This is a genomic window from Bacillus sp. FSL W8-0848 (genome assembly GCF_038007805.1).
GTDB lineage: Bacteria > Bacillota > Bacilli > Bacillales > Bacillaceae > Bacillus > Bacillus glycinifermentans.
In genome coordinates this window covers 2,820,303-2,838,322 of record NZ_JBBOYB010000001.1, presented here as the reverse complement: position 1 = coordinate 2,838,322, position 18,020 = coordinate 2,820,303, and the positions used below count along the sequence as shown (strand labels likewise).

Here is an 18,020-nt window from a genome sequence, read left to right as displayed (position 1 = left end):
ATGAGTTGAAGAAGCAAGGAAACGGATTAGAGGGATCATGATGTACGAATTTAAAGACTTTTACCGGAACACGGTTCAGCTCTCCTTTGAAAATCATCCCTTTTCACAAGCGCCAAAGCATGTGTGGGTGATCTGCCGCTATCAAAATCAGTGGCTTTTAACGGATCACCAGGACAGAGGATACGAGTTCCCCGGCGGCAAAGTAGAGCCTTTTGAAAATGCCGAGGAAGCAGCGCTGCGTGAAGTGAAAGAGGAGACGGGAGCCGATGTGAAAAAGCTGACATATATCGGGCAATATAAAGTCCTCGGCAGGGAAAAAGTGATAATCAAAAATATTTACTTTGCCGAGATTGATAAAATTGAAAAACAGGAAACGTACTATGAGACGAAAGGTCCTGTTTTAATGGACGATCTGCCGGAGGATATAGTAAAAAACAGAAAATACAGCTTTATTATGAAAGACTCCGTCCTGAAAATCAGCCTTGAGAAGCTGAAAAAAGACGGCATGATCAAATAAAAGCCCCGCTTACCCGGGGCTTTTTCGATATTTATGCTCTTCCCTTCATCAATTTCTTCTCTAACAGCTCGACGCACTGGTACATGATCGTTGCAAAGACGGCGATAATCAAAAGGCTCAGCATCACGAGCGTGAAATTAAAGACCTGGAACCCGTAAATGATCATATAGCCCAGACCTTGTGCCGATACTAAAAATTCCCCGACGATGACCCCGACCCAGCTCAGCCCGACATTTACTTTCAAAGCAGAAATGATTGTCGGAATCGATGCAGGAAGAAGCACCTCTTTGAAGATTTCGCTTTTTGTGGCCCCAAACGTTTTCATGACTTTTATATAATTTTCGTCGATTTCCTGAAAGGATGTATAGACGACGATTGTGGTAATGATCACGCTGATGATGGCGCCCATGGCGATGATGCTCGAAAGACTCGGGCCGATGGCGACGATGAGGATCGGGCCAAGCGCGACCTTGGGCATCGCATTAAGGACGACGAGATACGGGTCCAATATTTTGGAAAGGCGCGGGAACCACCATAAAAGAGCGGCCAGAAACGTCCCGAGCAAAGTCCCGAAGAGAAAGCCGAGAATCGTTTCAAATACTGTGACACCGATGTGCCCGGGCAATGAACCGTCTCCCATTTTCTCAAGGAAAAGCGCCCAGACGGCCGAAGGGGAGCTGAAGATGAGCGGATCGATCCATGCCAATCGGCTGGCCGTTTCCCAGAGCGCGAAAAAAATGATAAAGATCGCAGCTTGATAAAAACGGACCCGCCTTTTTTCCGCCTGCTGCTGTTTTAAAAACTCCTGATGAAGGACATCAACTTTCTGCCCGATGTTGTTCAAGGTGATTGAGCTCCTTCCATATGTTCTGAAAAAGGGATTGAAAATCCGGCTCCTGCCTTGCTTCAAAAGGTGTCATTCCTTTTAGGGAATCAGGGACGGCAAAGGTTTTATGAATCGTCCCGGGCTGTTTTGAAAACAGCAAAATCCGGTCGCTCATCGCAATCGCCTCGCCGATATCATGGGTGACGAGAACGGCTGTTTTTTGATAGGTCTTTAATGTGTTGAATACCAAATCTTCAAGGTTCAGTTTTGTCTGATAGTCAAGAGCTGAAAAGGGTTCATCCAAAAGAAGGATATCCGGGTTGACGGCAAGGGTGCGGGCGAGCGCGGCTCTCTGTCTCATGCCGCCTGAAAGCTCCTTCGGATATTTTTTTTCGACATGGTAAAGTCCGAGCTTTTCCAGCAGCTCCAAAGCGCTTTTTTCCGTCTCAGGGGTCAGCTTGTTGGAAATATGCAAGCCGATTAAGACGTTTTCCTCAATGGTTTTCCAGGGAAATAAATAATCCTGCTGCAGCATGTAGCCGATTTGCAGGTCTTTTTCGCCGGGTTTGCGGTTTTCAATCAATACGCGTCCTGCTGTGGGAGACACGATGCCTGCGATGATTGACAGCAGCGTCGTTTTGCCGCAGCCGCTCGGGCCGAGAAAGGAAACGAATTCGCCCTTTTCCGCTTCAAAGCTGATATTTTCGAGCGCTGCCGTTTTTTCTTTCAGGGAAAAATAAGTATGTGTGACGTCCTGAACTTGCAAAAAAGACAATGCGGCCACCTCCTAGTGATTTTTTGTGACCTTTTCGGCGATCTTTGTATTGACCAGTTCGTGATGGGAGGTGCGTTTTGGCAGTTCGCCGGCTTCATCCATAATGGTTTGAAGCTGATTCCATTCCTCTTCATCCAAAATCGGATCGTGTGCAAAGGACTTTTGCTGTTTATACCGTTCGATCGACGATTCAAGGATCGAAGGTTCCGTATCTTTAAAAAACTGGTCCTGGATGCTCTGCGCGGCTTCTTTTGAAGAGTGCGACCCGACCCATTGCTGCGCTTTGTAGATCGCCCGGGTGAATTTTTCCGCCGTTTTTTCGTTTTTCTTTAAATAGCTTTGTTTTGCCATAAATGTCGTATAGGGAATGCGGCCCGATTCTTTGCCGAAGGAGGCGACAATGCGGCCGATGCCTTCTTTTTCAAAAATGGAGGCCTGGGGTTCGAAAAGCTGAACGTAGTCACCTGTTCCGGAAGCGAAGCTGTTTGGAATATTCGCAAAATCAATCGTTTGGATTAAATCGATATCATGTTTCGGGTCAATGCCCTTCTGTTTTAAGACAAACTCTCCGGCCATTTGGGGCATTCCGCCTTTGCGCTGTCCGAGAAAGGTTTTTCCTTTCAGCTCTTTCCAGCTAAAGTTATCCGCTTTTTTGCGGGCGACGAGGAACGTTCCGTCCGTTTGGGTTAGCTGGGCAAAATTGACGGCGGGGTCGCTTGCGCCTTGGGCATTGACATAAATGGAAGTTTCAGAGCCGACAAGCGCGATATCGGCGCCGTTCGACAAGAGGGCCGTCATCGTTTTATCGCCGCCCCACGTCGTTTTCAGTTCGACATCCAAACCCTCTTCCTTAAAAAAACCTTCGGAGATGGCGATATATAAAGGCGTGTAGAAAACGGAACGGGTCACTTCCGCAAGCCGGACTTTTTCGGTTTTGACTCCGCTGCAGGAAGCGAGGATAAACAGCATCAGGGTGAAGGATAATATGTTAAAAAAGAAACGCTTCAAACCGATTTCCCTCCTTTAATTTCGGTTGCTTTCGGCATAAAATAGTTTATGTTAAATGCAAAACAGGTGTGAGGGACGACTGCGGATTATCAGAGGTGAGCCATACATGTGGATAGAAAAAAGGAGGTTCCCGTCTCCGAATAAACGGATTCGCCTGTTTTCCGTCACCTATTTGTCGCAGGGGCTCAAGGTCAAGGGGCTGCTGGCTGAACCGGCTGCTCCCGGCCGCTATGACGGATTTTTGTATTTGCGGGGCGGGATCAAAAATGTCGGGATGGTCAGGCCCGGACGAATCGTCCAATTTGCTTCGCAAGGGTTTGTCGTCTTTGCGCCGTACTACAGAGGAAACCAGGGCGGTGAGGGCAATGAAGATTTTGCCGGAGACGATAGAGAAGATGCATTTGCCGCTTTTCGCCTTCTTCAGAACCACGAGCTTGTGAACGATCGGCGGGTTCACATTTTCGGGTTTTCAAGAGGCGGGATCATGGGCATTTTAACGGCGATAGAAATGGGATCTGCCGCCGCTTCATTCGTTTCCTGGGGAGGGGTCAGCGATATGGCCTTGACTTACCGCGAGCGCAAAGACCTGCGGAGAATGATGAAACGGGTCATTGGAGGTACGCCGGAGAAAGTGCCGGAAGCGTACGGGCGGAGGACGCCGTTTGACAAAATCGGCAGCATCGAAGCGCCGGTGCTGCTCATCCACGGTGCAAAGGATGAGAATGTTTCGATTGAGCATGCGAGACACCTCGAACGGGAATTGATCAGTCAAAAAAAGCCGGTCGAAACATGGTATTTCAATCAGTTCACCCATTACTTTCCCCCCAAGGAGAACAGGCGGATTGTAAGGGACCTTGCGCAATGGATGAAAAGCAGGTAATGGACAAGTTATGGTAAACTAATGCTGACAGATAAAAAGGAGGGGGATTTTCTGATGGGAATGCCTGTTGAATTTAATACGATGATCGTCACGAAAGGAAAAGAAACGCGGGTAGAGGAAAATGTATTTACACTTGAAAAAGAAGGCTATCGTGTTTACCCTCTTCATGTGCCGATAGAAGTCAAAAAGACGAAGAACGGCGATGTGACGGGAACCGCCCATGCGGAGCGCCTGGAATGGTCGGAAGGGCGCACTCATTTAACATATAGACTCGTTTCTTTAAACTCGACGAATTAAACATAAAAGCCAAGGCGCTGTCCGCGACCTTGGCTTTATCGTTAAACTAGAGGGCCTCCCGTTTTTTCGAGGTCTCCCGTATTGGAAAACTTTTTGAAGTTCTTTTTGAACTCATTTGCCAACTGGCTCGCTTTTTCTTCGTACTCCTTTTCATCCGCCCACGTCTTCGCCGGATCGAGCACCTGGTCAGGAACGCCTGGAACGTGGATCGGCGTATGCAGGCCGAAAATCCGGTCCGTTCTCATCTCGGCGTTGTCCAAATCCCCTTCGATTGCCGCGCGCACCATTGCCCTCGTGTAAGCCAGGCTCATTCTTTCCCCGACTCCGTAGCCTCCGCCGGTCCATCCTGTGTTGACAAGGAACACGCTGACACCGTGTTCGTCAATTTTCTTGCCGAGCATTTCCGCGTAAACGTGAGCAGGAAGCGGAAGGAACGGCGAACCGAAGCACGTTGAGAAGGTCGCTTCAGGAGAGGTGATGCCGCGTTCTGTTCCGGCAAGCTTGCTCGTATATCCGCTCAAGAAATGGTACATCGCCTGCTCTTTCGTCAGCTTGCTGATCGGAGGCAGCACGCCGAACGCATCTGCCGTTAAAAATACAATCGTCTGCGGATGTCCTGCAATACTTGGCAGTACGATGTTATCGATCGCATCTATCGGATAGGCCGCTCTCGTGTTTTCCGTATAAAATGCATCATCATAGTCCGGCTCCCCGGTCGCATCGTCAACAACGACATTTTCCAGGACGGAGCCGAAGCGGATCGCCCGGTAAATCTGCGGCTCTTTTTCTTCGCTTAAATGTATGCATTTTGCATAGCAGCCGCCTTCAATATTGAAGATTCCCGTACTTGACCAGCCGTGTTCATCGTCTCCGATCAGCCTGCGGTTCGGATCTGCGGACAGCGTCGTTTTTCCCGTCCCGGATAAGCCGAAGAAGAGGGCTGTGCCGCCTTCTTCGCCAATGTTGGCAGAACAGTGCATCGGCAAAATGTTTCGTTCGGGAAGAAGGTAGTTCATAATGGAGAAAATCGATTTTTTCATTTCTCCGGCGTATTCTGTGCCCCCGATTAAGATGGTGCGCTTTTCAAACGATACGATGATGAACGTTTCCGATTTGGTGCCGTCGATCAGCGGATCGGCTTTGAAATTCGGCGCCGAAAGAATCGTAAAAGGCTCTTCAGCCGCTTGCCGGGAGCGGCCGTCAGGTCTGATGAACAGCTGTCTTGCGAACAGGTTATGCCACGCAAATTCGTTGACGACAGTAATCGGAAGCCGGTATTTTTCGTCTGCACCCGCAAACCCCTCAAATACAAACAGTTCCTCGCGCTCCTTTAAATAGCTGACGACTTTTGTGTAAAGGCGGTCAAAAGCTTCTTCCGAAATCGGCTGATTCACCGCGCCCCAGTCGATCTTCTCTTTTGTGCTTTTTTCTTCTACGATGAATTTGTCTTTCGGAGAGCGGCCGGTATATGTACCGGTCGTCGCGCGCACGGCTCCGGATGATGTCAAAATTCCCTCTTTCCGCTCAAGAACCTTTTCAACCAAATGGGGAACGGATAAATTAAATTGAACGTTTTTGCCTGACAATAACGTTTGCAAATCGTTCGTTGCATCTACAGAGTTCATAAAAAACCTTCCTTTGCGTGTTATTTAATGTGTATAACATTAATGTAGAATTAGTATAACACATTTGTTCTTATAGTCTATACTGTTTATCAAATTTCGTGCGGGTTTTTTCTTTATGTACGGTGTGCAAATTTATTTCTGCTTATATTGACATGACAAGTCATTTTAAGATAAGATATTTCATTGAGCGGATACTCTTATCCCGAGCTGGCGGAGGGACAGGCCCAATGAAGCCCAGCAACCGGTTTCTCTTCATCATCACAGTTTCGAGACAACTACGGTGCTAACCTGATGCAAGGTTTTGACATACCTTGAGCGATAAGAGTGAAAGGCACGCACTACCAGACCCTTTCCTCAGCGAACAGGAAAAGGTTTTTTTATTGCATAAAAAATCATGCCTTCAGGAGGAAGGTACTGGGCGTTTTTCACATAAAAGTGAAAGGTTTTGGCCGAGTATCCGGGCAATAGGAGACGCTGGAAAAGCCTCTTTCCATAGACGGCTTGGCGTCCCGATTAGCGAAGCCTTTCAGACGAGAGAGTATGAAGCCCGAGTATCGTCATATAATTAAGAGAGACGAGTTCCGTATCATACCTTAAGATCACGGCTGATCTTCATATACAGGAGGAAACATACATGAGCAAAAATCGTCGGTTATTTACATCAGAGTCAGTTACGGAGGGACATCCGGACAAAATTTGCGATCAGATTTCGGATAGTATATTAGACGAAATTTTAAAGAAAGATCCGAATGCCCGCGTTGCATGCGAAACATCTGTGACGACCGGCTTGGTGCTGGTAAGCGGTGAAATCACGACATCCACGTACGTGGATATCCCGAAAACGGTTCGTGAAACGATTAAAGAAATTGGATACACGCGCGCAAAATACGGCTTTGACGCAGAAACGTGCGCGGTGTTGACGTCGATAGATGAGCAGTCTCCGGATATTGCGATGGGGGTTGACCAGGCGCTTGAAGCACGTGAAGGAGCGATGAGCGACGCTGAAATCGAAGCGATCGGAGCCGGTGACCAAGGCCTGATGTTCGGTTTTGCGTGCAATGAAACAAAAGAGCTCATGCCTCTGCCGATTTCTCTTGCTCACAAACTGTCCCGCCGTTTGACCGAAGTTCGCAAAGAGGAAATTCTTCCATACTTGCGCCCGGACGGAAAGACGCAGGTGACCGTCGAATATGATGAGAATAACAAACCGGTCCGCATCGATACGATCGTTATTTCTACGCAGCACCATCCGGAAATTTCGCTGGAACAGATTCAGCGCAATCTGAAAGAACATGTGATTAACCCGGTTGTTCCGCAAGACCTGATCGATGAAAATACAAAATATTTTATTAACCCGACAGGCCGCTTTGTCATCGGAGGACCGCAAGGCGACGCAGGCTTGACAGGACGAAAAATCATTGTTGACACATACGGCGGATACGCGCGCCACGGCGGCGGAGCGTTCTCCGGAAAAGACGCGACCAAAGTCGACAGATCCGCGGCTTATGCAGCGAGATATGTGGCGAAAAACATCGTGGCAGCAGGGCTTGCTGATTCATGCGAAGTGCAGCTTGCTTATGCGATCGGCGTCGCACAGCCTGTATCCATTTCAGTCAATACGTTCGGCACCGGCAAAGCCAGCGAAGAGAAATTGATCGACGTGGTTCGCAAAAACTTTGATTTGAGACCTGCCGGCATTATCAAAATGCTTGACTTGCGCCGTCCGATCTATAAACAAACGGCAGCTTACGGACATTTTGGACGCCCTGATCTTGATCTGCCTTGGGAGCGCACAGATAAAGCAGATCAATTGCGCAAAGAGGCGTTAGGGGAATAATCGCATAGCCGCTTACACAAGCGGCTTTGTTTTTGATGGCAAAAATAAGCGGGTTTTGAAACTTGAAAAATATCCAGATTGACTATCGTTTTTTGTTAGAAAACAAGGATTCTAATGTGAACATTTTTCAGGTTTTTTGAAACGTTTTTCTTTAAACACATGTCTAATAAAGCAGCAGATACAGTCTGCTTCGAAATCTTAAACAATCGGAGGCAATACTATGTGTGGATTTGTAGGGGTATTCAATCATCGCCCATCATCCGAGACAGCAGCCCAGGAAGAATTAATTAAGCAAATGAACGAAATGATTGTACACCGCGGTCCGGACGATGATGGGTATTATCATGATGAACATGTAGGCTTCGGATTTAGAAGACTGAGCATCATCGATGTGGAAAACGGGGGACAGCCTCTGTCATATGAAGATGATTCATACTGGATTATTTTTAACGGAGAAATCTATAACTATATAGAGCTTAAGGAAGAACTGATCTCAAAAGGCTATGAATTTAAGACTGATTCCGATACGGAAGTTCTTCTTGCGACATACCGCCATTACAAACAAGAAGCGGCAGCAAAGCTGCGGGGAATGTTCGCATTTTTGATCTGGGATAAACAAGAGCAGCTTCTGTACGGCGCGCGCGATCCGTTTGGAATCAAACCGCTCTATTTTACGAAAACGGACGGACATGTCTACTTCGCATCAGAGAGAAAAAGCTTGATGCCTGTCAGCGCCGATGTGGAATTTAATGAAAAGGCGCTTCAGCAGTATGCTTCATTCCAATTTGTTCCTGAACCTGAAACGCTAGATCAAAAGGTGCAGAAAGTGGAGCCGGGCCAGCAGTTTACGATCCGGCCGAATGAAGACATTCAATTTAAAACGTACTGGAAAGTCCAATTTAAGCCTGTGCAGACGGACGAGGACAAGCTTGTCCAAGAGGTAAGGGACGCCATTTTTGATTCCGTGAAAGTACATATGAGAAGCGACGTGCCTGTCGGTTCATTCCTTTCAGGCGGTATCGATTCTTCCTTTATCGTGTCCGTTGCCAAGCAATTTCATCCAAATTTAAAAACGTTCTCGGTCGGTTTTGAACATGAAGGCTTCAGTGAAGTCGACGTGGCGAAAGAGACCGCCGAGAAGCTCGGTCTGGAAAACTTCAGCACGGTCATTTCGCCTGAAGAGTACATGAACGAGCTTCCGAAGATCGTCTGGCATCTGGATGACCCGCTTGCAGATCCTGCGGCGATTCCTTTGTATTTTGTCGCTAAGGAAGCGAAAAAACAAGTGACGGTCGTCTTGTCCGGAGAAGGGGCTGATGAGCTTTTCGGCGGATATAACATTTACCGCGAGCCTCTGTCATTAAAGCCGTTCGAACGGATTCCGTCTCCTTTGAAAAAGATGCTTCTCTATGTGGCGTCCGCGATGCCTGAGGGCATGAAAGGGAAAAGCTTCTTAATGAGGGGATGCACGCCTCTTGAAGAGAGATATATCGGCAATGCGAAGATTTTCGAAGAAGGCATGAAATCGAAGCTTCTTCGCCAATATGACGAACATATCACATACCGTGATGTGACAAAGCCGTTTTTTGAAGAAAGCAAGTCTTACAGCGACATCAATAAAATGCAGTATGTCGACATTCATACGTGGCTGCGCGGCGATATTTTGCTGAAAGCCGATAAAATGACGATGGCCAATTCCCTTGAACTCCGGGTTCCGTTCTTGGATAAAGTCGTCTTTGAAGCGGCTTCCAAAATTCCGGAAGAGCTCAAAACGAAAAACGGCACGACAAAGTATCTGCTTAGAAAAGCGGCTGAAGGCATCGTTCCTGAACACGTGCTAAACCGCAAAAAGCTGGGCTTCCCTGTGCCGATCCGCCACTGGCTGAAAAATGAAATGCATGACTGGGCCGTTGGCATTATTAAAGAGAGTCAAACAGATGCATATATTCATAAAGATTATGTGCTGCAGCTTCTTGAAGACCATTGCGCCAACAAAGCGGACAACAGCCGCAAAATCTGGACAGTCCTCATCTTCATGATCTGGCACAGCATTTTCGTTGAAAAGCGCTTTGTGCCTGAAGAGCTGAACCATCAGCCGAAGGAAGTCATTATCGTATAAGCATAAGAAAAAGGTTTTCGATTTATCGAAAACCTTTTTCTTTTTTTAAGCCGTCCTTTCTCCGGAACATTCGGCTAGTACGCCTTCGCATTCGGAGAGGAGCCTTTCAAAAATGGCGTCCCACGATTGTGTGAGCGCATCTTCTCCCATCCGTTTTTTCAATCCGTCGTTTGATAGGATTTTTAAAATGTATGCGGCAAAGGCTTCAGGGTTTTTCGGCTCTGCAAGAAACCCGTTCTTTCCGTGCTGAATGAAGTCTTTCAGGCCGCCGGAGTCTGCCCCGACCACCGGCGTTCCGCACGCGAGCGCTTCAAGAGCCGCATTTCCGAACGTTTCCGTCGGAGAAGGAAACACAAACAAGTCTGAGCTTGCATAAATGCTTGTGAGCTCTTCGCCTTTGACATAGCCGGCAAAGGTCATGTTGGCGGGAGCGCGTTTTTCAAGTTCTTTTTTTTAATGGGCCGTCTCCGGCGATCAGCCAATGAACATCCTTTTGCAATGTTGGGTGGTCTGCAGTCATAAGCAGCGTCTCAAGGTCTTTTTCAGGTGCGAGCCTGCCGACATAGCTGAGCAAATATTTTTCCTTTATTCCATACTGCTCCCGCACCTTTTCGGTGCAAAATGCCGGATTGAATAAAGAGCAGTCGACGCCGCGCTTCCAAATGGACAGATTTCTGAACTGCCTCATCTTTAGCTGCCGCAGTGTTTCGTGCGAAGGAACAAAGATTTTTTGAAAAGATTTATGAAACCAATGCATATACTTCCATAAAAGCTTGGAAAACATGTGAAGGTCATAATAGGCGAGGTACTGGTCAAAGTCAGTATGATACGAATCTACCAGGGGGATATTCGATTTTTCGCGTATTTCAGCCCCGCCAGGCCGATGTTGAACGGGGTCGCGATATGGATGAGGTCAGGCCTGAATTCACGAAGCTCTGCTTTCATTTGGATGAGATTGGGGAGTGCGAGCCGGCATTCGGGGGAAAGGAAGAACGGCAAGCTTGCAAAACGGCGGATGCTGCTTGAAAACTGTGTTTCGTGCGTGCTTTCCGGTGCAAACACTTTATACGGAATTCCTTTTTTCTCCAGATAATCTGTATACCTCTTTAACGTTCTGGCGCAGCCGTTGACATCGGGCGTAAAGGTGTCGGTAAAAATCGCAATTTTCATCGTTTCCCCTCCTGATGGTTGGTTTTTAACATTTGGCTGAATCTGGAAGAAACGGTTCTCACATGATCATACATGACATGATTCCGGCTGAGACGCCAAGCACCATGCCGGCCAGCACGTCTGACGGATAGTGAAGGCCCAGATAGATTCTTGAGAGGCCGACTGTGATTCCGGCTGGGATTAATAAAAGCGCCAGTATCGGAAAGAATACGATTACCGGTGTAATTACAGAAAATACGGCTGTCGTATGTCCGGATGGAAAGGAATGATCCTTCAACGGATTGTTCAGCACCTTTGCCTGTTTCAGCGTCATATACGGGCGCTTTCTCGGATAAAGCTTTTTGATGAGCACGACCTGCAGATGGCTGACGAGGAGCGCAAGTGCAGAGGCGGCTCCGGCAAGGCGAATATTTCCTTCGCCGAACACGATCAGTAGAAGCGAAGCGAAAATGGTACAAAAAGCTCCCCCTAAATGGGTAGAAGAGCGAAAATAACGATTTAATGCTTTTTGATGGAACAAGCTGTTCATACCGAGGAAAATTCTGCATTCAAAGTTGTACATGCCGATCATCAGTTTATTCAGCGTAATAACCCCCTTAGGCGAATGGTAGCTCGCTTTTATTGTAAAAAATGAATGTTTAGCAAATGATAAGTATTTGTAAAGATTTCGGAAACGAAAAAAAGCCGCTGGCGCTAAGGCTGCAGACGGCAGAAAAAGGTTTTTGCTTAATTTATGGCGAAAAAAATGGTAAAGTTGTAGCAAAGCTAGTCTTTTTGTTGAAGGGACTTGTAGTATTGTCCTTTTTCAATGTATTCTTTGCGTATTCTTTCCATATCCTGTTTGTCACTGTCGGTTAACGGACGAATGACTTTGGCGGGCCTGCCGAAAGCAAGGTGAAACGGCGGGATCTTTTTCCCGGGCGGGACAAGGCTTCCAGCGCCGATAAAAGCGCCTTCGCCGATCTCGGCTTCGTCGAGGATAATCGATCCCATTCCGATAAGGGCATGCTTTCGTATTACTGCGCTATGCAATGTGACCTGATGGCCGACCGTCACGCCATCCTCGATCAAGAGGGGGCGGTTCGGGCTTTGATGCAGACAAGAAAGGTCTTGAATATTGACGCCTTTTCCTATCCGGACCGGTGCAACATCCCCGCGGATGACGGAGGAAAACCAGATGCTTGAGTGCTCTCCGATCGTAACATCTCCGGTGATGCACGCGTTGTCGGCGATAAACGCCGTTTTATGAATGAGCGGTTCGGTATCTTTATAAGGGTAAATCATGAGTTCCATCCTTTCATTTACGTGTTTTAAAAATATAGCGCGAGGTGGTCAAGCATGTTTTGCGTGGAAGCGGAAAGACCTGTTGCTTCAATCGTCATTGTCCATGGGGCCTGTGAGCATCACGGGCGGTATAAATGGCTGTCCGAAATGTGGCGTTCATCCGGATACCATGTCGTCATGGACGATCTGCCCGGACAGGGCACATCGACAAGAGCAAGAGGGCATATACGCTCGTTTCAAGAATATATTGATGAAGTAGACAAATGGATTGACAAGGCAAAATCGTTCCGGCTGCCGGTATTTCTCCTCGGGCACAGCATGGGCGGACTCGTCGCAATTGAGTGGTTCAAGCAGCACGAAAATGCCATTAACGGTCTCATTTTATCATCCCCTTGTCTCGGGCTGCAATTAAAGCTAAAACCGAACAAATTGATGGACGTGCTCTCCAAAGGGCTGAATGTCGTAGCTCCGTCCCTTTCGTTCGAATCAGGCATTACGCCCGACAAAGCGACGAGAAATAAAGAACTCATCGAAATGGCCGACAATGATCCGTTGTATTTTACAAAAGTTTCCGTCAGATGGTATCAAGAGCTATTAAAAGCAATGAAAAGCGCGCTGGAGCCGGCTGACGCGTTTCTCAACACCCCTTTGCTAGTCATGCAGGCTGGCACAGATTTGATCGTCGATAAAAAAATGACAGTCAAATGGTTTGATCAGCTTGCATCGCGAAATAAGGCATACAGGGAATGGGAGGGCTTGTATCACGAGATCTTTAATGAGCCTGAACGAGAGGACGTTTTTAAAGCGGCAAAAGCGTTTGCAGATCAATATATCACGTAATGGAGGTGCATTCTTTGTCAGTACCGGAGCATCCGTTAGGGTTAATGGCAAAAGTATACAGAGAGGTTTTTCCGCTCGTCCATCAGGAATTAGACAAATGGCGGACGAAGGCAGAAAACATTGAAAACTCTGAGCTGAAAATGCAGGCGTTGGCAAGCATCAGGCAAAAAACCTTTCACTGTGAAGGAGGCGGCATATTGGCGCTTCTTTCAGGAGAGAAGATCAGGCAGTCGATCCGGTTTATTACCGCCTATCAGACGATAAGCGACTACCTTGATAACTTATGCGACCGCAGCACTTCGCTTGATCCGGACGATTTCGCCATGCTTCACCAATCGATGAAAGACGCGCTGACTGTCGGCGCGGAGCTGAAAAACTATTACCGGTTCAGGGAAGATCAAGAAGACTGCGGCTATTTGCACGAGCTGGTCAAAACATGCCAGGACGTTCTGGCCGATATCGAAAACTACGGCTTGATCAAAGAGCACCTGCTTGAGCTTTGCAGCTATTACTGCGACCTGCAAGTCCATAAACACGTCATTGAACACGAACGCGTGCCGCGGCTTGAGGCCTGGTTCGACAAATACAAATCCGCTTTGCCTGAAATGGAATGGTATGAATTTTCAGCGTGTGCAGGCTCGACGCTCGGCATTTTTTGTTTAGTATCGTATTCCGTCCGGCCGGACTTTACAGAAGCGATGGCCGGAAAAATACGCGACAGCTATTTTCCGTACATACAGGGATTGCACATTTTGCTTGATTATTTGATCGACCAAGAGGAAGATTTGATCGGCGGAGACTTGAACTTTTGCACCTATTATTCGTCACATTCTGAAATGATGGAAAGGCTTGAGCATTTTATCGAAATGGCGGATGAGCATTTGCGCGGCATCCCGCATGAAAATTTTCACCGCCTGATCAACAGGGGCCTGTTGGGCGTTTATTTGTCAGATGACAAAGTAGCGGGCCAGAAGGAAATCGGCCGGCTTGCGAAAAAATTGATCAAAGCGAGCGGCAAAACGTCTTTCTTTTTCTATATTAACGGCAGGGCATACCGCAAAATTCAAAAAATGCCTTGGATGAAAAGCTCGTAATAAAAAGCTCAAACCGGTCATCGGTTTGAGCTTTAATGTTTATAGGCTTTCTGTCCGATATTGTTTTTCAAGCACAAAGCGCTCATTATACCGGAAGCTTTTTTCCCATTTTGATACAACAATGCAGGCAACGGCATGACCTGGGACGTTAACGCCTGTTCTCGCCATGTCCATGACGCGGTCTACGCCTGCGATAATCGCCACTCCTTCAGCGGGAAGGCCGACTGCGTTAGCGGTTGCCAGAAGGACGACGAGCGATCCCGATGGCACGGCGGCGATCCCTTTGCTTGTCATCACAAGCACAAGCATCATGAGCAATTGCTGCGATATGCTCATGTCTATATTGAATGCCTGCGCCAAAAAGATACAGGCGACCGATAAATACAGACTGGAGCCGTCACAATTCAGCGACAAGCCTGAAGGAACCACGAAGGAAACGACCCGTTTCGGACAGCCGTATTTCTCCATGCGGTCCATCAGCTGCGGCAGCACCGTTTCCGTGCTTGTCGTGGAAAACGCGATCAAAAACAAATCCCAAATCATTTTCAGGACTTCGAAATATTTAATTTTAAAAATAAGACCGACGAGCGGAAACAGCACAAAAAGAACGATAAACAGTCCAAGAAAGACGGTGCCGACCAATTTTAACATAGGAAGCAGAAGCTCGATGCCGTATTGGCCGACAGATGCGGCCATAAGGGCAAGCACGCCGATAGGGGCTGTCACCATTACCATCTGTGTCAGCTTGAACATGATATTGGCAACAGACTCAAAAAATGTCATGACAGGTTCTGAGGCTTTGCCGATCCCGGCAGCTGCGACGCCGAACAGTATCGCAAAGAAGATCACGGCAAGCAGATCGTTTCTGGCCATGACGTCAACGATGTTGGTAGGAATAATATCGAGGATCATTTGTTTAAGATCGACTACTTTTTCCGTGTAGCCCGAGAGCTCGTCGATATCTTTTTTGGCCAAATGGGAGAGGTCAAGGCCGATGCCGGGCTTTAGGACATTGGCCAACAGCAGCCCGAGTCCGAGCACGATGGTCGTGATCACTTCAAACCAAATAATCGTCTTGATGCCGAGGCTGCCCATTTTTTTCATGCTTCCGCTTCCGGCCGCACCGATGACGATTGTAGAAAAGACGATCGGAACGACGATCATTTTGATCAGGCGGATAAATCCGTCTCCGACGGGGCGCAGCGCCATTCCGAAATCAGGGAAAAAGTGTCCGATCACTGCTCCAATGGCGAGTGCGATCAAAATTTGATAAGCGATAAATTTTTTCAAGCGAATCCCTCCGTATTTTTACGTGTGATTTCAACAATTTCGTGACAAAGAGCAAAACCACCTCCATTTTTTTAATATTTTTTTTGGAAAATTCCGAAATAAAAAGTGTTTCATATTTTATTTTGATATCGCTTACATTATGTTTGAATGAAAAAAATCCTCCAAACGGAGGATTTTCAGGCTATCACTTTTGAACCGCTTTTTTCTTTTCGATTGCAATGATAAACGGCGGATCATTTCGCTGGTTCAAATATTGGTAGCAGAGGACCCGGGCCGTATCCTGGTCGAGCGATGCGCAAAATTCGAGCAGGGCGTCCTTTTCCCGCTTTCCTTCGGGATGGCCGTGGTAGACGACCAGCACGATCAGGCCCTCATCTTTCAGGATGTTGAGCAGCTGTTTGATGCTGGCGATGGTCGACACGCTTTTTGTCGTCACCGATTTGTCTCCTCCCGGAAGATACCCGAGGTTAAACACGGCTGCCGCCACCTTGCCTGAGACGTCGTCAGGAAGCGAAGCGATAAGTTCATCATGGCTTTTTTGAATCAGTGTCACCCGGTCTTTATACTCGACTCCAAGCCTTTCGGCCGTGTTCAAAAGAGCCGCTTCTTGAATGTCAAAGGCATAGACATGGCCGCTCTCCCCGACCAGCTCGGCCAAAAAGAATGTGTCATGACCGTTTCCCATTGTCGCATCAATGACGATGTCGCCTTCCCCGGCGGCAGTTTTCAGCAATTCTTTTGCATATGGAAGGATTTTCTTCAGTTTCATGACATGGCTTCCTCTTTCGTTTTTTTGTACCATTTTCCTTGATAGCTGCCGCGTTTTTCAAGCTCGCCGTTAATGGCGTTTAACACTTCCCATTTGTTGACGCTCCACATCGGCCCGACCATTAATTCGATGGGGCCGTCGCCTGTAATTCTGTGGATGATCATTTCCGGCGGCAAAATTTCAAGCTGGTCGCAGACGAGCTTGACATACTCATCCTGGGAAAGAAACGCCAGCTTGCCTTTCTCATACTGCTTCACCATCGGTGTTCCCTTTAAGAGGTGAAGCAAGTGGATTTTGATTCCCTGTACGTCTAAATCGGCAACGGCTTTTGCCGTCTCTATCATCATATCGTAGTTCTCGAGCGGCAAGCCGTTAATGATATGGGAACAGACCCTGATGCCGTGTTTTCTCAGCTTGTTTACGCCTTCGACGTAACATTCGTAATCATGGGCCCGATTAATTAAAGCGGCTGTCCGTTCATGAACGGTCTGCAGGCCGAGCTCCACCCAAAGGTATGTCCGTTCGTTCAGCTCGGCAAGGTATTCGACGACATCATCGGGCAGACAGTCAGGACGCGTCGCAATCGAGAGTCCGACAACCCCGTCAAGGCCGAGGACGGTTTCATACTTTTCACGGAGAACGTCGACAGGTGCGTGCGTATTCGTAAAAGCCTGGAAATAGGCCATATATTTGCCGTCTTTCCATTTTTCATGCATTCTGTCCCGGATTTCATGAAATTGGGTGATGAGATCGTCTGCGCGATTTCCCGCAAAATCGCCGCTTCCGGCCGCACTGCAAAACGTGCATCCCCCGTGTGCGACCGTGCCGTCGCGATTCGGGCAGTCAAACCCGCCGTCAAGGGCAACCTTGAAGACCTTGTGTCCGAAATGATTTCTTAAGTGATAATTCCATGTATGATATCGTTTTTCGCTGTTCGTATACGGAAAAGGGTTGTTCTGATGCAAATCAGGCTCCTCCTTGTAGTAGATGGCATCCTAAAATTGTAGCAAATAATGCGGATGAGAACAAATCCATTTCTCCATTATTTTCTTTATTGATCATGGGCGGATAGGGCAAAACTAAACGCGATGGAATTTTTCCATTAAGGAGGGGTTTTCTTTGGCTACAAGACAATCCGTCGGAGAACACATCCAAAGAAGCGATGATGCTTACGATTATGCTTTGACTCAATTTGAAACTGCGAGCAAGCAGGAACATTACAATGAGACAGAGTACAGCAATGCGCAGCTGATGCTTGAAAATGCAGTCAACGATTTAAATAAACTCTCACTGTTTGCCAATCCACAGCAAAGGGAGGAAATTTACCGCAAAAGGCTTCAGCTGCAAGCCCTTCAAAATAATATGATCCTCGAGAGATCGTATGAAAGGCCCTTTTAAAGGGTCTTTTTTTTCTGGGAAAATTGTTGACAAATCATTTGTGTATAATTATTGTATTAAGTGTACTACATCGAGTAATACAATTCATACACAAGTTGAAAGGAGCTTTCTTTCATGAGTGATAAACATAAAAAAGCACAGAAGCCAATGGTTGTACTGGCGTTTATCATCGCCTGCTCTTTCTTGTTTGTTCTTGCAACGCTTGGTTTTATGCTTCAGGAAAATATGGGGAGCGCGTTTTTTCTGAAGATTTAAAGAGGCCCCATGAATTGAAGAGATTGAATGAGAAAG

General features: G+C 47.4%; 20 protein-coding genes, 1 pseudogene and 1 riboswitch. Of the genes and pseudogenes, 9 read left to right on the top strand and 12 right to left on the bottom strand.

What is annotated here, in order from left to right; all coding sequences use genetic code 11:
• Nucleotides 1–40: 40 nt before the first annotated feature.
• The gene (ytkD, locus tag NSQ39_RS14880; protein WP_046131350.1) at nucleotides 41–517 is read left to right on the top strand and encodes an RNA deprotection pyrophosphohydrolase; all 477 of its coding nucleotides are present in this window, start codon (nucleotides 41–43) and stop codon (nucleotides 515–517) included.
• A gap of 31 nt (nucleotides 518–548) precedes the next feature.
• Here ytkD and NSQ39_RS14875 read toward each other — a convergent pair whose 3' ends face one another.
• Genes NSQ39_RS14875 through NSQ39_RS14865 form a run of 3 tightly spaced genes read right to left on the bottom strand, consistent with a single transcriptional unit; the run spans nucleotide 549 to nucleotide 3,087 of the window.
• Entirely contained in the window at nucleotides 549–1,361 is an 813-nt protein-coding gene (locus NSQ39_RS14875) for an ABC transporter permease (protein WP_046131349.1), read from the bottom strand.
• Nucleotides 1,336–2,118: an ABC transporter ATP-binding protein gene (locus tag NSQ39_RS14870; RefSeq protein ID WP_175076616.1), complete on the bottom strand. Its 783-nt coding sequence runs from the start codon at nucleotides 2,116–2,118 to the stop codon at nucleotides 1,336–1,338. Before NSQ39_RS14870 ends, NSQ39_RS14875 begins: the two co-directional genes overlap by 26 nt.
• A gap of 12 nt (nucleotides 2,119–2,130) precedes the next feature.
• On the bottom strand, nucleotides 2,131–3,087 hold the full coding sequence (locus tag NSQ39_RS14865; RefSeq protein ID WP_236809779.1) for an ABC transporter substrate-binding protein: 957 nt from the start codon (nucleotides 3,085–3,087) through the stop codon (nucleotides 2,131–2,133).
• Between the two features lie 145 nt (nucleotides 3,088–3,232).
• On the opposite strand from NSQ39_RS14865, the gene NSQ39_RS14860 reads away from it, so the two are divergent.
• Together NSQ39_RS14860 and NSQ39_RS14855 are read left to right on the top strand one after the other, a co-directional pair.
• A complete protein-coding gene (locus NSQ39_RS14860) occupies nucleotides 3,233–4,006 on the top strand; it encodes an alpha/beta hydrolase family protein (protein ID WP_046131346.1) in 774 nt (257 codons plus the stop codon).
• A gap of 54 nt (nucleotides 4,007–4,060) precedes the next feature.
• Complete coding sequence (locus NSQ39_RS14855) at nucleotides 4,061–4,303, top strand: DUF2584 domain-containing protein (protein WP_046131345.1); 243 nt, start codon at nucleotides 4,061–4,063, stop codon at nucleotides 4,301–4,303.
• Nucleotides 4,304–4,344: 41 nt separating this feature from the next.
• Here the strand turns inward: NSQ39_RS14855 and pckA are convergent, their stop codons facing one another.
• On the bottom strand, nucleotides 4,345–5,928 hold the full coding sequence (pckA, locus tag NSQ39_RS14850; RefSeq protein WP_341015718.1) for a phosphoenolpyruvate carboxykinase (ATP): 1,584 nt from the start codon (nucleotides 5,926–5,928) through the stop codon (nucleotides 4,345–4,347).
• A gap of 194 nt (nucleotides 5,929–6,122) precedes the next feature.
• Nucleotides 6,123–6,253, top strand: a riboswitch (SAM riboswitch).
• Between the two features lie 309 nt (nucleotides 6,254–6,562).
• On the opposite strand from pckA, the gene metK reads away from it, so the two are divergent.
• On the top strand, nucleotides 6,563–7,765 hold the full coding sequence (gene metK / locus NSQ39_RS14845; protein WP_046131343.1) for a methionine adenosyltransferase: 1,203 nt from the start codon (nucleotides 6,563–6,565) through the stop codon (nucleotides 7,763–7,765).
• Between the two features lie 220 nt (nucleotides 7,766–7,985).
• Complete coding sequence (gene asnB, locus NSQ39_RS14840) at nucleotides 7,986–9,884, top strand: asparagine synthase (glutamine-hydrolyzing) (RefSeq protein WP_046131342.1); 1,899 nt, start codon at nucleotides 7,986–7,988, stop codon at nucleotides 9,882–9,884.
• A gap of 45 nt (nucleotides 9,885–9,929) precedes the next feature.
• On the opposite strand, the gene NSQ39_RS23125 is transcribed toward asnB, so the two are convergent.
• From NSQ39_RS23125 to NSQ39_RS14825, 5 genes and pseudogenes are all read right to left on the bottom strand, one after another.
• Nucleotides 9,930–10,304 carry a glycosyltransferase gene (locus NSQ39_RS23125; RefSeq protein WP_445662407.1) on the bottom strand — a complete coding sequence of 125 codons (375 nt, stop codon included), beginning with the start codon at nucleotides 10,302–10,304 and terminating at the stop codon, nucleotides 9,930–9,932.
• Between the two features lie 19 nt (nucleotides 10,305–10,323).
• On the bottom strand, nucleotides 10,324–10,572 hold the full coding sequence (locus tag NSQ39_RS23120) for a hypothetical protein (protein WP_373688047.1): 249 nt from the start codon (nucleotides 10,570–10,572) through the stop codon (nucleotides 10,324–10,326).
• 9 nt (nucleotides 10,573–10,581) lie between these two features.
• Nucleotides 10,582–11,054: pseudogene (locus tag NSQ39_RS23115) on the bottom strand (glycosyltransferase); the annotation flags it as partial.
• A gap of 58 nt (nucleotides 11,055–11,112) precedes the next feature.
• Nucleotides 11,113–11,625: a phosphatase PAP2 family protein gene (locus tag NSQ39_RS14830; RefSeq protein WP_046129342.1), complete on the bottom strand. Its 513-nt coding sequence runs from the start codon at nucleotides 11,623–11,625 to the stop codon at nucleotides 11,113–11,115.
• A 194-nt stretch (nucleotides 11,626–11,819) separates the two neighbouring features.
• The gene (locus NSQ39_RS14825) at nucleotides 11,820–12,338 is read right to left on the bottom strand and encodes a gamma carbonic anhydrase (RefSeq protein WP_046129340.1); all 519 of its coding nucleotides are present in this window, start codon (nucleotides 12,336–12,338) and stop codon (nucleotides 11,820–11,822) included.
• Between the two features lie 54 nt (nucleotides 12,339–12,392).
• Between NSQ39_RS14825 and NSQ39_RS14820 the strand changes: the two genes are divergently transcribed.
• Together NSQ39_RS14820 and NSQ39_RS14815 are read left to right on the top strand one after the other, a co-directional pair.
• The gene (locus NSQ39_RS14820; protein ID WP_046129339.1) at nucleotides 12,393–13,178 is read left to right on the top strand and encodes an alpha/beta hydrolase; all 786 of its coding nucleotides are present in this window, start codon (nucleotides 12,393–12,395) and stop codon (nucleotides 13,176–13,178) included.
• Between the two features lie 14 nt (nucleotides 13,179–13,192).
• Nucleotides 13,193–14,272 (top strand): tetraprenyl-beta-curcumene synthase family protein, encoded by a 1,080-nt coding sequence (locus tag NSQ39_RS14815; protein ID WP_046129338.1) that lies wholly within the window; start codon nucleotides 13,193–13,195, stop codon nucleotides 14,270–14,272.
• Nucleotides 14,273–14,311: 39 nt separating this feature from the next.
• Here NSQ39_RS14815 and gltP read toward each other — a convergent pair whose 3' ends face one another.
• The 3 genes from gltP to NSQ39_RS14800 all read right to left on the bottom strand — a co-directional run bounded on the left by gltP (nucleotide 14,312) and on the right by NSQ39_RS14800 (nucleotide 17,296).
• The gene (gene gltP / locus NSQ39_RS14810; protein WP_175076620.1) at nucleotides 14,312–15,562 is read right to left on the bottom strand and encodes a glutamate-aspartate/proton symporter GltP; all 1,251 of its coding nucleotides are present in this window, start codon (nucleotides 15,560–15,562) and stop codon (nucleotides 14,312–14,314) included.
• A 184-nt stretch (nucleotides 15,563–15,746) separates the two neighbouring features.
• Nucleotides 15,747–16,331: a tRNA (mnm(5)s(2)U34)-methyltransferase gene (locus NSQ39_RS14805; RefSeq protein ID WP_046129336.1), complete on the bottom strand. Its 585-nt coding sequence runs from the start codon at nucleotides 16,329–16,331 to the stop codon at nucleotides 15,747–15,749.
• Nucleotides 16,328–17,296, bottom strand: coding sequence for a TIGR01212 family radical SAM protein (locus tag NSQ39_RS14800; RefSeq protein WP_175076621.1), 969 nt, complete (start codon nucleotides 17,294–17,296; stop codon nucleotides 16,328–16,330). The genes NSQ39_RS14805 and NSQ39_RS14800 overlap by 4 nt, the downstream gene beginning before the upstream one ends.
• Before the next feature lie 154 nt (nucleotides 17,297–17,450).
• Here NSQ39_RS14800 and NSQ39_RS14795 point away from each other — a divergent pair, with 154 nt between their 5' ends.
• Together NSQ39_RS14795 and NSQ39_RS14790 are read left to right on the top strand one after the other, a co-directional pair.
• Nucleotides 17,451–17,729, top strand: a complete 279-nt coding sequence (locus NSQ39_RS14795) for a YtzC family protein (protein ID WP_046129334.1) — start codon at nucleotides 17,451–17,453, stop codon at nucleotides 17,727–17,729.
• A gap of 114 nt (nucleotides 17,730–17,843) precedes the next feature.
• Nucleotides 17,844–17,984 (top strand): hypothetical protein, encoded by a 141-nt coding sequence (locus NSQ39_RS14790; RefSeq protein ID WP_164918173.1) that lies wholly within the window; start codon nucleotides 17,844–17,846, stop codon nucleotides 17,982–17,984.
• Nucleotides 17,985–18,020: the final 36 nt, after the last annotated feature.